The sequence below is a fragment of the Candidatus Borreliella tachyglossi genome (assembly GCF_003076595.1).
GTDB classification, from domain to species: Bacteria; Spirochaetota; Spirochaetia; order Borreliales; family Borreliaceae; genus Borrelia; species Borrelia tachyglossi.
Genome location: NZ_CP025785.1, coordinates 241,040 through 255,279, shown reverse-complemented (window position 1 = coordinate 255,279; position 14,240 = coordinate 241,040). Strand labels below are relative to the sequence as shown.

Here is a 14,240-nt window from a genome sequence, read left to right as displayed (position 1 = left end):
CTCCTTATTAATAATTGTATTATTTTTTTACAAAATTCAATACTATATCAGGAAAATCCGTAAATATTCCGTCTATTTCTGCCTTATTGAATAGTAGGTTTAGCAACTCATTTGCATCTTTTACATATGAAGGCAATGCGTCAATTCTAAATGTATAAGGGTGAATTTCCATCTTGTGTTTATGTGCTAAGGTTACAAGACCTGTCACTTTGCCATCAGCTATAATTTGAGGTATCCAAGGCCCAATTCCATCAGAGTATTTTGCAACCTCTGCCATACCTTCTTCTGACTTGATGTATTCATAGTCTGTTGGAGCTTCATTCCAATTATTTTCTCCAATAAGCAATATCAATTTTCCCTGATATCTAAGCTCTTCCCTTATTCTTTTTAGTTCGTCAAAGTCGAATATTTGAAGGTATATGTTATCTTCTTTTGACTTATACCCATATTTGTTTAGAATCTTTATTGTAATTTTAGATATATCTTTGCCTTGTTGCTTATGCCAGAAAGGTTTTTTGATTTCAGGGTAAATTCCAACATTTTTACCTGTACTTTTGTTGAGTCCTTGTATGAATTGTATTTCTTCTTCTAAGGTTGGAATTTTGAAATTATATTCATTTAAGGGAAAACGGTTAGGATATATTGGTTTGCCAGTTTTGGGATCAAATCTTTCGCTGAGTCTTAGGGACTTGAGTTCATCTAGCGTAAAGTCAACAGAATAGTATCTTCCATCTTCTCTAGCTCTTCCAGGAAATATCTCTGCAACATTTGTTGTTGTGTCAATCTCTGGGTCATGCATTATAATAGGAACGTTATCTTTTGTCAAAACGATATCTTGCTCTAAGTAGTGAGCCCCTAGAGCATGAGCATATGCTTTAGCTTCTAAAGTATGTTCTGGTAAATATCCACTAGCACCTCTGTGAGCTATAACTAGTGGTGATGGTTTATTTATGCTTATTTGTTCATTCCCGCAGGAAAGAACAAAAAGTGTATTCATTGCAACCATTAATAATTGTTTTATTAATTTCATTTTGTAACCTCTTTATTAGTACTAAACTATGCACTCTTTAACCTCTAGCCTTTTATTCGACATAATGACTATGTTCTTTTATTATTACTATTACCATTCATTCTCTTCTCTTGCCTAAATGTTAGGCTTATAAATATTATTGCAAGTATGCATGAACTAATTAGTAGATAAAAATAGGTATCCCAATTAAAGTATTGCAATACAAAACCTGTAATGGCACTAGCAGCAACAGATCCTCCTATGTATCCAAATAGTCCTGTAAATCCTGCGGCAGTACCTGCAGCCTTTTTTGGAGCAAGATCAAGAGCATGAAGGCCAATGAGCATAACAGGACCGTAAATTAAGAATCCTATTATTGCTAAAAGAAGAGTTGTAAGCGTTGGAGTATTTTCTGGAAGTTGCCAATAGATAATTACCGTAATAAGAGTAGCAGCCATGAATAGTATTCCAGTCTCTGTTCTTCTTCCTTTAAAAACTTTGTCAGATATCCATCCACAAAGTATTGTTCCAGGAATGGCTGAGAACTCATAAAGGGAATAGGCCCATCCGGAATCTTTGATGGAAAAATGCTTTACTTGCGAGAGATATGTGGGTGCCCAGTCCAGAATGCCGTATCTGATAAAGTATACAAAGACATTAGCAATGGCTATATACCATAGTAGCTTGTTATTGAAAACATATTTTATGAATATATCTTTTGCATTAAGCTCTTTTTCTGCACTTTGTGTGTAATCTTCAGGATAATCGTTTTTGTACTCTTCAATTGGAGGTAGTCCTACAGATTGAGGTGTATCTCTTAGGGTAAGCATGACGAATATTGCAATTCCTACCACCAGACCTGCTGGAACATAAAGTACAGCTTGCCATTCATTAAAGTGGAGTAAAGCCCAAGATGATATTATCCCTGAAAAGGCTGCTCCTGTATTGTGAGCTACATTCCAGGTTGCGACCGTTATCCCCCTCTCTTTTGTTGACCACCAGTGAACCATAGTCCGCCCACATGCAGGCCATCCCATGCCCTGTACCCATCCGTTTGAGAACATTAAAATGAACATTAATACTACGGCCGTTGTGGTATCAATTAAGTTCCATGGAAATAATCCAAATGTAATGGTAATCACCGCTGTTAAAAGCAATCCTAGTGATAGGAAATATCTAGGATTGCTTCGGTCTGAGACATTGCCCATAATAAATTTAGAGAATCCATATGCAATTGAAACGCCAGATAGAATTATGCCTAGTTGACCTTTTCCAAAACCTTCTTTTTCAAGCTCTGGCATAGCAAATGAGAAAATCTTTCTCGTTAAATAAAATCCGGCATATCCAATGAATATTGAAATAAATACTTGCAGCCTTAATCTTTTGTATAGTGAATCCTCTGATTCTTTATCCACTCTCTTTATGTGTGGTGCTGGACTGAGAAAATTAAACAACCTTTTCATACTTTATATCTCCATTATGTTTATTGATATTTCTATAGAAATTAAACCTACTAGTCTGAACAAATTATTGACAGACTAGTTAAATTAAATGTTATTTAATCCAGGCTTTTGCTCTACTAATGGCCTTGTCCCAATTATAGAGCAAATCTTCTCTTTTGCTTTTTTCCATCAAAGGCTCAAAGATTTTATCTGATTGCCAAAGATTTGTGATCTCTTCAGCACTTTCCCAATACCCTACAGCAAGCCCTGCCAAATAAGCAGCACCAAGAGCAGTTGTTTCTGTAATTTTTGGTCTGACAACATTACATTGTAAAATATCAGCTTGAAATTGCATGAGTAAGTTATTTTGACTAGCACCTCCATCAACTCTTACTTCATGTATTTCAAGATCTTCAATAGAGTTTTTCATTGCGGTTAATACATCAAAACTTTGCAGTGCAATACTTTCAAGAGCCGCTCTTGTAAGGTGTGCTTTTGTGGATCCTCTTGTGAGTCCAACAATTGTGCCTCTGGCGTAAGAATCCCAATGAGGTGCCCCAAGTCCTACAAATGCTGGCACGAAATAAATCCCTCCATTGTTATCTACTGACGCTGCAAGCGCTTCTGCATCAGAACTTTTCCTGAATAGTTCTAGACCATCTCTTAACCATTGAATTACAGCCCCTCCAATGAAAACGCTCCCTTCAAGAACATAAGTTACTGAATTTTTTCTTCCCCATGCAATTGAAGTTAAAAGGTTTTTATCATTAATAACAGCTTCTTTTCCGATGTTAACAGTAGCAAAGCACCCTGTTCCGTAGGTGTTCTTAGCCATTCCTTTTTTAAGGCATGCTTGTCCGAATGTCGCTGCAAATTGATCTCCTGCAATTCCTGAAATAATAATCTCTTTTCCAAACATGGAGGGGTCAGTTTTGCCATACACTTCAGAGCTTTGTTTAAGGTCAGGTAAAATTGCTTTTGGTATGCCTAGAATTGTAAGCAGCTCTTCATCCCATTTAAGTGTTTTAATATTTAAAAGTAGAGTTCTTGATGCATTAGAATAATCTGTAATATGTAGTTTGCCTTTAGTGAGGTTCCAGATTATCCAGGTATCTACTGTGCCAAAACACAACTCCCCCTTTTCAGCTCGATCTCTTGCTCCTGCAACATTGTCTAGTATCCATTTTATTTTTGTACCACTAAAGTAAGCATCTAATACAAGACCTGTTTTTTGTAAGATAATTTTATCTTTTCCTTCTGCTTTAAGTTCATCGCAAATTGATGACGTCCTTCTGTCTTGCCAGACTATTGCATTATAAATTGGTTGACCCGTGCTTCTGTCCCAAACAATTGTGGTTTCTCTTTGGTTTGTAATTCCAATTGCTGCAATTTCATTGGGAAAAGCCCTTGCGTTTGCTAAAGCTTCTGCCATAACTCCTAGTTGGGATCCCCATATCTCGTTGGGGTCATGCTCAACCCAACTTGGTTTTGGGTAGATTTGTGTAAATTCTTTTTGTGCGAGTCCTTTTATGTTTGCATTCTTGTCAAATACTATTGCTCTTGAGCTAGTTGTACCTTGGTCAATAGATAGGATGTATTTCATAATATTTTCTCCTTCTTTATATTATTTGTATAACTAATGTTATGTAGATTATACTTAGGATTTTTCTTTATCTTCTAAAGTAAATCCGTAGACCATAGCACCTAAAATGGCGCCAATTATTGGACCTAATATAGGGATAATGAATACGTTAAGGTCATCAAAACCGTGATTTTTAAAACCTGCCATCAGTAGTACTAATCTTGGTCCAAAATCCCTTGCTGGATTAATAGCATAGCCATTCATTCCTCCAAAACTTATTCCAATAGCTAACACTATTGCTCCAATGATGAAAGGAAAGAATGGATTGTCAGCACCTTCTTTTACAAATTTCCCAACAACTAGAACTAAAAACATCAATAAGAATGTTCCAAATATTTGATCAATAAATCCAGGTAAGAAGCCAGGAACGGCAGGGAAAGTTGATAAAATTCCTTGAGTAGCTTCAAGTGTAGGATCTATTTCTATCCATTTAGGGTAGAATACCACTAGTGTCATTAAAGCACCAGTAAATGCTCCAAGTATTTGTGCTACAATGTAGTGGAAAAGTTTTGGCATCGGGAATTTTCCAGTAGCAGCTAGTCCAATGCTAATAGCAGGATTTAGGTGGGCACCACTAATTCTTGCAGCTGTGTAAACCCCAAATGTTACAGCTAAACCCCAGCCAAATACTATATTTGTATAGCCTCCCTTTATTATTTCTCCTGCTACAGTTGGACTTGATGGGAATAGGGTTGCCATTGCTACAGAACCTGTTCCAAGTGCAAGAAGAATAAATGTGCCTAAAAATTCTGAAGTAAATTCTTTAAATCGTGTATAAACCATATTTTAACCTCCTTAGATTTATATAAAGTCTAACTTAAAATTAACTTTCTGAAATCTTAATTGGATTTAATAAAATATTATTGTTTATATAGTGAGCAACAGATTCATTCCAGCTCGGAGCAATGATTTCAATGTTAGGAAGTGCTTTTTTTAATCTTTCATTTGCATTCTCTGTCATAACACCTTTTCCAGATGTGCTTAACATATCAAGGTCATTAAACCCATTCCCAAATGCAATAATTTCGTTTAATTCTATTTTATATTGGTTTGTTGCTGCTTTTAGTGCCTTTCCCTTTGAGGCTCCAATATCTACTATTTCAAGAGTTGTGGGATTTGAGAGAAAAGTGTTGATATTACATTTGTGTTTTTGTAGCAGGGAATTTTCATATTCTAATAGTTTATCTTCTCGATTACCTATTATTATGGCAGCAATGTTATTGTAGTCTGCAAATATTTCTATATTTTCGAATTTTCTATTTGATTTATCAATAAGATTGTCTTCTGCGTTAATTTTGTGCAAATCGTGCATATCTACGTAGAGTTTGTCTTCTTGATTTTCTATTTTATATATGCAATGAATAAAGTCTTTGTATCTAGATTTTTTGCCCGATAATATATCTTCTGCGATTAAAGGTGCAAGATCATAACTTATGAGTTCTTGCCAATTATAGTCGTAAACTCTTCCTCCATTAAGAGTTATATAGTTTGTTTCGTGTAGATGGAAGCTTGTGATTAATTCTTTTATTTCGTTTTTGCTTCTCCCTGTGGCAATGAAAAACTTTTTTCCTTCCCTGATGAGTTGATTAATGACTTGTTTTGTAAAGCTCCCCATTGTACCACTAGGTAGTAATAGTGTACCATTTAAATCGGTTACTACGGCTTTGATATTCATTAATATTCTCCCAAGCTTAGCACCACAATATATAGAGCATCTTATATTAGACATATTATTTTTTATTGTAAATAATGTCAATGATTTAAAGAAATTCCAAATACAATAATATTTGATTCTTTTTTAAGAGCTTTTGTTGGTTGCTATTTTATATTTTAGGTGTTTAAATAATTTTAGCTTTTAACTATTATGAGTATTGCTTATGAATTTTGGAGGTAAATTTGGTGATTATAATTGAGGGTTTAATTGGGGTAGGAAAAACTACTCTTGGAAATATTCTGTCTAAGGAGCTTGATATTCCTTTTTACAGTGAGCTGAGCGATGAATTTACGTTGTCTATATTAGATAAATTTTATAAAGATAAGTCTAGGTGGGCTTTTCCAGTTCAGATTAATTTTCTAAATGAAAGATTTAAGCTTATAAAGAGCATTTTTAGAGCTAAACGAGGCATACTTGATAGATCTATTTATGGGGATCGTGTCTTTGCTACTCTTTTAAATGATGGTGGATATATTTCTGAGGATGAATATAGAATATATATTAATTTACTTGATAATATGTTGGAGCATTCTCAGAGACCTATATTAATGATTTATCTTGATTGTAGTATTGAAGAGGTTGAGCGTCGAATTGAGAATAGAAATAGAAATTTTGAGACAGGGATCCCTAGAGAGTATCTTGAAGGGTTAAATCAGAGGTATCTAAGTTGGTATGATAATTATAATTTGTCTCCTAAGGTGAAAGTTGAATACGATCGTATAAATATTTTCGATGATGATAACAAAAGTAAGCTCATATCTTTAATTAAGGATAAACTTGTAATATAATTAATTTACGACTTAATGCTTATGTTTATTTTTTGGGAAGGTTTTTTGGAGGTTGGCATGAGGAAATTAGTAGTATTTTTAAATTTTTATTTGGCTTTTGTAAATTTGTTTGCAAGTAGCTCTGTAATTGATGATAAACAAAAGGAACTTGCTATTTTTTATCATGAGGTTGGGCAGAGATACATTGATGTTGGCAAGGTTGCTAAGGGTAAAAATTTTCAAAAAAAGGCTTTAGAAATTTATCCGAGATTGAGAGAAGAAATTGATCTTAAGGTGGCTATAGAAGAAATTGATTCTAAAATGAGCTTAGGGGAGGATGGTGAGACCAGATCCCTTGCGCTTGAGGATATTAGACTTGATGATATTCCAGGGATAGCTCATGATATAATTGAGATCAATGAGATAACAAATGCTCCTAAAATAAGGTATATTGCCGAGAGGGAGAGAGAAAGGCATAAAGAACAAGCAGTTAAATTTCAATTTAATAAATTTGCAAGGGCGCTTGTTTTACAAAATCTTGGATTGCTTAATTCTATTATGGCCGATGAGGTTAAAATTTCAGAAAAGGTTGAATCTAGGGATAGCTTTATTGCAGGTTTAAAGAGAGCTTCGGGAGGTGTTAATAAGGATGATTTAGATTACCTTTCAGTTGATGATTTTTATGACCTAAGATCTTTAAAGATTGTAAAGGGTAAAGATGCTTCTTATAATGTTCAAGTTAAGACTAAGAAAAATAATGTTACTAAAGGTATTCCATTTTGGAGTGGGGGTGTTCAGACTTTAGGTTTTGCACAGCAAGGTGATAAATGGATACTCTCTTCAATAAAGTAAAATCTTAATGCCATTATTACGATTGCTATTGCTAGAGCGTATATAAATAAGTCTCCAATGTATTCATAAAGTGTTGTAAATATTGGAGACAATTTTATTTTTGATATCAGATATTCTTCTTTAAATGTTTCTAAGGTTTGGGGATTCTCTCCATATTCATTTATTACGGTAGTTATTCCAGAGTTTGTGGCTCTAATGGTTTTAATGCCATTTTCTATGCTTCTAAATTTTGCTACTACAAAGTGTTGCCATTCTGATGAATTTGTCTTTGACCAAGAATCATTTGAGAAATTTAACAGTAGATTTGCACCTTGTTTTTTATAAGCCCTTGCAAGATCGGGAAACGCGTCATCATAGCATATTAGGAGACCTGCATTGAATTTCTTTAGTTTGAATATTTCAAGTTTGTTTCCGTTAATTTGTCCCACAATCCCAAAGTTTTTAAAGAAAAATTCTCTTATAAATTCATGGTTGTAAAATGGTACCTTTTCTGCAAATGGAACTAAAAATATTTTAGAATATATATTTTCTATATGAAGATTAGGTTTTATTGCATAAACTGAATTGTGATGTATTCCTAGCTTTTCATCTGCATTGGAAGGTGATCCGATAACAAAGTGAGCTTTGCTTTCAACGATTAGCTCATGTATCGCATCGTATAATTTAAGTAATTCTGAGTTATGATAAATATGGTTTATGTAAGAATCAAATGGAAAGGTTAACACCCCCTCACTCCAGAGTACAAGCTCTGTGTTTGGATTTTCTTGTAGAGCTTGTTTTGTAAGTTTAAGTGATCTTTTAATTCCTTCTTTATGATTTCCAGGCAACCAAGGGTCAATATTAAGTTGAATTGCTGCAATATTTAGCGTGTCTATTTCTTTATTTAAGATTGGATTTATTTCTATTTTTTTAACGATTCCGTAAGTAAAAGAGAAGCTTATTAATAATATAGATAATAATGTACTTAATGTATTTATTTTGCTTTGTTCTATGAAAAAATTTGCAAGTCCTGCGTTGAAAAAGTAAACAACAAAGGATACAAAAAAGACTCCAAAAATGTCAGCTACTTGTATGAGGTCATTAAAATTATGAACCATAAATGCTGAGAATCCCCAAGGATATGCTGGGAAGCCAATTGACTTGGAGTAGTCATAAAATGTAAAAAGTATAGCTAAGGTTAGTATTTTATTTTTGAAAGCTTTTAAGGCATAATAGAGTAAGTATCCTAAAGCCAAAGAATACGGGACATATCCTAGTACTTCTCCGAGGAATGTAAATATTCCGAATGAATGAAAGAATGCAAGCCAAAAATTTTGTAAGCTGTTAGCTATTAAAAAATAAAAGACTGTTAGACCAATTAGAGTGTTTTTGTCTTTTGTCTTAATTAATGCAATAAAAAGTGGTATATATGCAACCAAACCAACAGTTGAATATCCTATGTTGTTTATTTCGTTTGAAATTGCCAGAGTTGTAAGGATTCCAGAGAATGCAGCTAGCCAAAAATATCTTGTTTTCATTTTTCCTCTTCTTTATTGTATAGCAATATATTACATAGTAATTCAGGTGTTAATATGCAACATTGCATAGTATAATATATAATATGGTTTTTGTAATAGTACTAAGCGTGTATGGTATTTGCTTAGAGATAAGAAAAATTATGTTAATTTTTAATGTAATTGTTTTGCTTTTTGGGAGTGCATTTATTTTAAGTTCTCAGGGGATAGTTACAAATAAAGATGCTAAGGAAGAATTTAAATGGGCTCTTAATTCTTACAATAACGGGTTCTATGATGATGCTTTATTATCCCTTAAGAAGGTTTTAAGTTTTGACCCAAGCAATCTCGATTATCATTTTTGGATAGGTAATGTTTATTATAGGTTAGGATATATTGAAGAAGCTTTGATGGAGTGGCGAAATTTAGAATCTCAGGGTTATAAGGTTTCATATCTTAGACAGTTAATCTCTACGATTGAACAGAGAAGAGGTATATTCTTAAGTAATGAACTGGATGTTGAAAGACTTATTCGAGTGGCTTCTCTTGATAATTCTATTTATAGAAGACCGGATGGGTATCAGATTACATCTTTGAAAGCCGATAAATATGGTGGATACTACGCTGTTAATTTTGTGGGAAATGAGATATTGCATTTTGATGCTAACAATAATATTAATGTTTTAGTGAAGGATGGAATTAATTATTTAAAATCGCCTTATGATGTAATTGAGCTTGGGGGGTTACTTTATGTGACACTTTATTCAAGCGATGGGATTGGCATTTATGACAAGGCTCTAGGCATTAAAAGAGGTTCAATTGGCAAAAAGGGAACGGGAGCTGGCGAATTACTTGCCCCTCAGTATATGACTGTTGATGATAGAGATTATATTTATGTTAGTGAATGGGGAAATAAGCGAATAAGTAAGTTTGATGTTGAGGGTAATTTTATTTTACATTTTGGCGTTAAAACAGTTGGATATATGGGACTCTTAGGACCTACAGGTATTACATATTTAAATGGAAATATTTATGTTGCCGATACTCTTAAGAATTCTATTGAGGTGTTTGATACTAGTGGTAATCATTTATATTCTGTCCAGACTTCTATTGAAGAAATAGAGGGTCTTAGTAGTGATTTTACAGGCAATAGTATTATTATATCTTCAAGGCATGGAGTTTATAGGTACAGCGTTTTAGGTAAAACGCTTGTTAAGCTTTTAAAGTCAGATAATATTGATTCAAAAATTTCGTCTTCAATTCTTGATGTCAATAATCAAATGATTGTTTCAGATTTTGATAATGCTAAGATTTCAGTTTATAAGAGTGATATTAGTATTTATGACAGTCTAAGTGTCGATGTGAGACGAGTAAATAGAGTTGGGGGTCCTAAGATTTATGTTGAACTTAATGTTAGTAGTAGGAGTGGTCTGCCGATCATAGGTCTTAAGAGTGAAAATTTTGCAATTGCCAATGAAGAATATTACATAGTTAAACCTAAGGTTGTTTATGATGTAAATACTTCTAATGATATGGATATTGCAATTGTTTTTGATAAATCTTTTGCTATGAAAAATTATGAAGCAGAGCAGATTATGAGTGTAAATACTCTTGTTAAGGCTAGCAATAATAAGAGATTTAGCTTTGTTAACGCAACAAGTGTGCCTTTAATAGATAATATTGAGAGCATAGTTGACACTATTAATAAGACAAATTCTCTTGGAAATTATGATTCAACTTATGTTAAGACTGATATTAGTCTTAAGCTTGCTGGTTCTGAGCTTATGTCAAGAAGTTCAAAAAGATCTGTACTTTATTTTAGTAATGGAGCTTTAAGTCGTTCGGCTTTTGACAGGTATTCTACAGACACTATTTTAAGTTATTACAAGAACAACGATATTAGATTTTATTTAATATTGTTTGGAAATAATCCTGTTGATCCTAAATTACAGTATTTAGTAAATGAGACTGGTGGTGCTGTTATTCCTTTTTCATCTTATGAAGGAGTGTCTAAGGTTTATGACTTAATGATGGAACAAAAGACAGGGACTTATTTACTTGAATATGATTATCCAGGTCCTCAGGATCCTAATGGGTACTTCAATCTTTCTGTTGAGGTAAATTTTAATCAGCAGACAGGGAGAGGCGAATTTGCATATTTTGTTAATTAGATTTTAGGCTATATTTTACCTGTGGAGTTTTGTTTATGGCACTTAATGCGGGAATAGTGGGGTTGCCCAACGTGGGCAAATCTACTTTGTTTTCATCCTTGACTGCATCAAAATCGGAAATTGCTAATTATCCTTTTTGTACTATTGAGCCAAATATAGGGGTAGTAGAAATACCTGATGAGAGACTTTCAAAAATTACGAATTTAATTGTTCCTAAAAAAACTATACCGGCCGTAATGGAATTTGTTGATATCGCGGGCCTTGTTAAGGGTGCTTCTAGAGGCGAAGGACTTGGTAATAAGTTTTTGGCAAATATTCGTGAAGTATCTGTTATTGTGCATGTTGTTAGGTGTTTTAAAGATAGAGCAGTTATTCATGTTGATGGAGATGTAAACCCAGAGAGGGATATAAGCACAATTAATACAGAGCTTTGTCTTGCAGATCTTGATACTGTGAAAAAAAACATCTTAAAATATGAAAAAAATATGAAGAGTGCTGACAAGAAGGTTAGTGAGAACTCAAGGATGATTGTTTTAATGCTTAAAAGCCTTGAGAAGCACTTGATGGATGTTAAACCGGCAATTGAATATGAGTTTGATGAATTTGGACATCAGTTTATTAGGTCTTTAAATCTTTTAACTATTAAAAAGGTTATATATGTTTGTAATGTCGATGAGGATTCTCTTTGTGGTAATAAGTATACAGATATTGTAAAGGATATTGCTTTAAGAGAAGGTAATGACTATTTAATTCTGTGTGCTAAGCTTGAGGCGGAACTTGCAGAGATTGAGGATTGTGATGATCGAATGGAGATGCTGGACTCTCTTGGAATAAAGACTAGTGGTCTTAGTAATTTAATACAAAAAACTTATTATACTTTGGGTCTGAGGACTTATTTTACTGCAGGAGTGCAGGAAGTTCGAGCTTGGACTTTTATGGATGGAATGAGAGCACCTGAAGCTGCTGGTATAATTCACAGTGATTTTCAGAGAGGTTTTATTAAAGCTGAAGTGTATTCATTTGATGATTTAGTTGAATTGCAAGGTGTGCAGGGTTTAAAGGAGAAGGGGAGGCTTAGGCTTGAAGGAAAAGACTACTTGGTAAAAGACGGTGACATAATTTTCTTTAAATTTAATGTTTAAGTCATAATCATCAATATGGGTGAATTTTTCTTTTATACAGTCAGATTAATTTTTATTTTTATCCTCAATATGATTTTTTCTATATTTTATATGTTGCTATATAGAGATATTTTTGGTATTTTTGTACTTTTTTTGATGTTGATAAATGTTTTTGTGATAGTTTCTTATTTAAAGTATTTTTATGAAATTGATTTTAAAGGAAATAAGATTTTTTATAAAAAATTTTATTCCAAGCTTAATTTTAGTTTTGATGACATTTTGTGGATTGAAAAGAGATTATTAGATAATATGTTAATCTTGACTTTAAATAATATGCAAAAAGTAAAGGTTTGTTTTTTAAGGAAAGACTATTTAGTTGGGTTTTTCAGGAAACTTAAAGCCATCAGGGCTGATTTATTTATTGTAAAGGTTCAGGAGTTTCCAAAAAGGTATTACGTATCGGGAAGTTATGTAACAATGCTTTTATTTCGAATTTTAAGTAGTTTATTTATTTATTATGTCTCGTTTGATAATATAATAATATTTCTGCTTATTTTGTTGATTGATATTAAGGCTTTAATATGTGAGGTTCTGGGTATGAAGAATTTGGTTGTTTTTTATGAGTTTAGAGAAGATTCTATTTGTGAGAGAAAATTATTTTCTAAGAGAGAATACTTTTATAAATTTTTTGACAATGTGCTTGTCAATAGTTCCAAAGTAGATATAGATGATGATTATTTATCTTTTGTTTATAATCACCAGGGAAAAGGAAAGAAGATATATATTAGTGATCACAGAATGTCTTATTCAATGCAAAAAGCTTTTGCCTATGTTGATAGATATTGTAATAGACTAACCTAATTTATGATTGACTATATTTAAATTAGTTGATATATTTAGTTATTAATATGTTAGGTGTATTAAGGAGTTTAGTTTGGGGAATAATCCATCAGCATCAAAGAGAGCTAGGCAAAATTTAAAGAGGAATTTGAGAAATATAAGTATTAAGAGTGAGTTGAGAACGATCGAGAAGCGTTGTATTGGTATGGTAAGAGATGGGAGGAGAGAGGAAGCTTTGGAATTTTTCAAGTTTGTTTCAAAAAAATTAGATACTGCTGCTAGGAAAAGAATAATTCATCGGAATAAAGCTGCGCGTAAGAAATCAAGTTTGAGTATTTTATTATTAAAATAAGGAATTAGTATATGTCTTTTCCAAAAAGACCCAAAATTACCAAGTCAGATATTGTTGACCAAATATCTTTGAATATTAAAAATAATAATGAAAAATTAGAGAAAAAATATATAAGACTTGTAGTTGATGCTTTTTTTGAGGAGCTTAAGAATAGCCTTTGTATTAATAACGTTATAGAGTTTAGATCTTTTGGTACATTTGAAGTCAGGAAAAGAAAAGGTCGCCAGAATGCTCGTAATCCGCAAACAGGTGAGTATGTGAAAGTTGATGATCATTATGTAGCTTATTTTCGTCCGGGGAAGGATTTAAAAGAGCGAGTATGGAATATTAAGGGTAGTTAATGCCTGTTGATATTAGAGATGCTTATAAGTGGGATTGCAAGTTAGACGCAAGCTTAATTTTCAGAGGAAAGCTAAAGTTTGAAGGTGCTTTGTATCTTGATTCGTCTTTTGAGGGTGAGATATATTCAACCAGTGGAATACTTTTTATAGGAAAAAACAGTAAAGTTATTACAGATGTTGTGACTTGTGATACATTAATAATTGAGGGAGTTTTGAAGGGAAATGTTAATGCCAGCAATAAAGTTTATTTAAATAGTGGTTGTAAGATATATGGGGATGTTAAGACAAAAAAAATATTTATTAATGATAATATAGTCTTTGATGGTAAGTGTGAAATGATTAAATCTAATGAGAGTATAGATTTATTTTCTTTTACAGTTTCACAAATAAAAGATACATTTCAATGAATTAGCGTTACATTTGGTTTTAGTGTTAGTGGTTAGATATTAAAATATTACTTTTTATAAAAATACCCTTCTTAAAAAATTTATTTTCT

At 32.7% G+C, this 14,240-nt stretch carries 14 protein-coding genes; 8 read left to right on the top strand and 6 right to left on the bottom strand.

Annotation, left to right across the window (positions count from 1 at the left end):
• Nucleotides 1–19: 19 nt before the first annotated feature.
• From glpQ to CR532_RS01235, 5 genes are all read right to left on the bottom strand, one after another.
• On the bottom strand, nucleotides 20–1,030 hold the full coding sequence (gene glpQ / locus CR532_RS01255) for a glycerophosphodiester phosphodiesterase (protein ID WP_108729033.1): 1,011 nt from the start codon (nucleotides 1,028–1,030) through the stop codon (nucleotides 20–22).
• 68 nt (nucleotides 1,031–1,098) lie between these two features.
• Entirely contained in the window at nucleotides 1,099–2,472 is a 1,374-nt protein-coding gene (gene glpT, locus CR532_RS01250) for a glycerol-3-phosphate transporter (RefSeq protein ID WP_108729032.1), read from the bottom strand.
• A gap of 91 nt (nucleotides 2,473–2,563) precedes the next feature.
• A complete protein-coding gene (gene glpK / locus CR532_RS01245; protein WP_108729031.1) occupies nucleotides 2,564–4,054 on the bottom strand; it encodes a glycerol kinase GlpK in 1,491 nt (496 codons plus the stop codon).
• A gap of 54 nt (nucleotides 4,055–4,108) precedes the next feature.
• The gene (locus CR532_RS01240; protein ID WP_108729030.1) at nucleotides 4,109–4,876 is read right to left on the bottom strand and encodes an MIP/aquaporin family protein; all 768 of its coding nucleotides are present in this window, start codon (nucleotides 4,874–4,876) and stop codon (nucleotides 4,109–4,111) included.
• A 40-nt stretch (nucleotides 4,877–4,916) separates the two neighbouring features.
• Nucleotides 4,917–5,768 carry an HAD-IIB family hydrolase gene (locus CR532_RS01235; RefSeq protein ID WP_159076629.1) on the bottom strand — a complete coding sequence of 284 codons (852 nt, stop codon included), beginning with the start codon at nucleotides 5,766–5,768 and terminating at the stop codon, nucleotides 4,917–4,919.
• A gap of 224 nt (nucleotides 5,769–5,992) precedes the next feature.
• Between CR532_RS01235 and CR532_RS01230 the strand changes: the two genes are divergently transcribed.
• Nucleotides 5,993–6,595 (top strand): deoxynucleoside kinase, encoded by a 603-nt coding sequence (locus CR532_RS01230; protein WP_199911293.1) that lies wholly within the window; start codon nucleotides 5,993–5,995, stop codon nucleotides 6,593–6,595.
• A gap of 57 nt (nucleotides 6,596–6,652) precedes the next feature.
• Entirely contained in the window at nucleotides 6,653–7,426 is a 774-nt protein-coding gene (locus CR532_RS01225) for a hypothetical protein (protein ID WP_108729606.1), read from the top strand.
• On the opposite strand, the gene lnt is transcribed toward CR532_RS01225, so the two are convergent.
• The gene (gene lnt / locus CR532_RS01220) at nucleotides 7,369–8,943 is read right to left on the bottom strand and encodes an apolipoprotein N-acyltransferase (protein WP_108729027.1); all 1,575 of its coding nucleotides are present in this window, start codon (nucleotides 8,941–8,943) and stop codon (nucleotides 7,369–7,371) included. The two genes, CR532_RS01225 and lnt, sit on opposite strands and share 58 nt — an antisense overlap.
• 140 nt (nucleotides 8,944–9,083) lie before the next feature.
• On the opposite strand from lnt, the gene CR532_RS01215 reads away from it, so the two are divergent.
• The 6 genes from CR532_RS01215 to CR532_RS01190 all read left to right on the top strand — a co-directional run bounded on the left by CR532_RS01215 (nucleotide 9,084) and on the right by CR532_RS01190 (nucleotide 14,151).
• Nucleotides 9,084–11,090 (top strand): tetratricopeptide repeat protein, encoded by a 2,007-nt coding sequence (locus CR532_RS01215; protein WP_108729026.1) that lies wholly within the window; start codon nucleotides 9,084–9,086, stop codon nucleotides 11,088–11,090.
• A 35-nt stretch (nucleotides 11,091–11,125) separates the two neighbouring features.
• On the top strand, nucleotides 11,126–12,232 hold the full coding sequence (gene ychF / locus CR532_RS01210) for a redox-regulated ATPase YchF (protein ID WP_108729025.1): 1,107 nt from the start codon (nucleotides 11,126–11,128) through the stop codon (nucleotides 12,230–12,232).
• Nucleotides 12,233–12,322: 90 nt separating this feature from the next.
• Entirely contained in the window at nucleotides 12,323–13,072 is a 750-nt protein-coding gene (locus tag CR532_RS01205) for a hypothetical protein (protein WP_234416406.1), read from the top strand.
• Nucleotides 13,073–13,145: 73 nt separating this feature from the next.
• The gene (gene rpsT, locus CR532_RS01200; RefSeq protein ID WP_108729023.1) at nucleotides 13,146–13,403 is read left to right on the top strand and encodes a 30S ribosomal protein S20; all 258 of its coding nucleotides are present in this window, start codon (nucleotides 13,146–13,148) and stop codon (nucleotides 13,401–13,403) included.
• An 11-nt stretch (nucleotides 13,404–13,414) separates the two neighbouring features.
• Nucleotides 13,415–13,744, top strand: coding sequence for an HU family DNA-binding protein (locus CR532_RS01195; RefSeq protein WP_108729022.1), 330 nt, complete (start codon nucleotides 13,415–13,417; stop codon nucleotides 13,742–13,744).
• Nucleotides 13,744–14,151 (top strand): bactofilin family protein, encoded by a 408-nt coding sequence (locus tag CR532_RS01190; RefSeq protein WP_108729021.1) that lies wholly within the window; start codon nucleotides 13,744–13,746, stop codon nucleotides 14,149–14,151. Before CR532_RS01195 ends, CR532_RS01190 begins: the two co-directional genes overlap by 1 nt.
• The last annotated feature ends 89 nt before the right edge of the window (nucleotides 14,152–14,240 follow it).

Bases quoted from the DNA above. Each gene is read 5' to 3' on its own strand.
- glpQ (WP_108729033.1), bottom strand. From the start codon at position 1,030: ATGAAATTAATAAAACAATTATTAATGGTTGCAATGAATACACTTTTT.
- glpT (WP_108729032.1), bottom strand. From the start codon at position 2,472: ATGAAAAGGTTGTTTAATTTTCTCAGTCCAGCACCACACATAAAGAGA.
- glpK (WP_108729031.1), bottom strand. From the start codon at position 4,054: ATGAAATACATCCTATCTATTGACCAAGGTACAACTAGCTCAAGAGCA.
- CR532_RS01240 (WP_108729030.1), bottom strand. From the start codon at position 4,876: ATGGTTTATACACGATTTAAAGAATTTACTTCAGAATTTTTAGGCACA.
- CR532_RS01235 (WP_159076629.1), bottom strand. From the start codon at position 5,768: ATGAATATCAAAGCCGTAGTAACCGATTTAAATGGTACACTATTACTA.
- CR532_RS01225 (WP_108729606.1), top strand. From the start codon at position 6,653: ATGAGGAAATTAGTAGTATTTTTAAATTTTTATTTGGCTTTTGTAAAT.
- lnt (WP_108729027.1), bottom strand. From the start codon at position 8,943: ATGAAAACAAGATATTTTTGGCTAGCTGCATTCTCTGGAATCCTTACA.
- CR532_RS01215 (WP_108729026.1), top strand. From the start codon at position 9,084: ATGTTAATTTTTAATGTAATTGTTTTGCTTTTTGGGAGTGCATTTATT.
- ychF (WP_108729025.1), top strand. From the start codon at position 11,126: ATGGCACTTAATGCGGGAATAGTGGGGTTGCCCAACGTGGGCAAATCT.
- CR532_RS01205 (WP_234416406.1), top strand. From the start codon at position 12,323: ATGTTGCTATATAGAGATATTTTTGGTATTTTTGTACTTTTTTTGATG.
- CR532_RS01195 (WP_108729022.1), top strand. From the start codon at position 13,415: ATGTCTTTTCCAAAAAGACCCAAAATTACCAAGTCAGATATTGTTGAC.
- CR532_RS01190 (WP_108729021.1), top strand. From the start codon at position 13,744: ATGCCTGTTGATATTAGAGATGCTTATAAGTGGGATTGCAAGTTAGAC.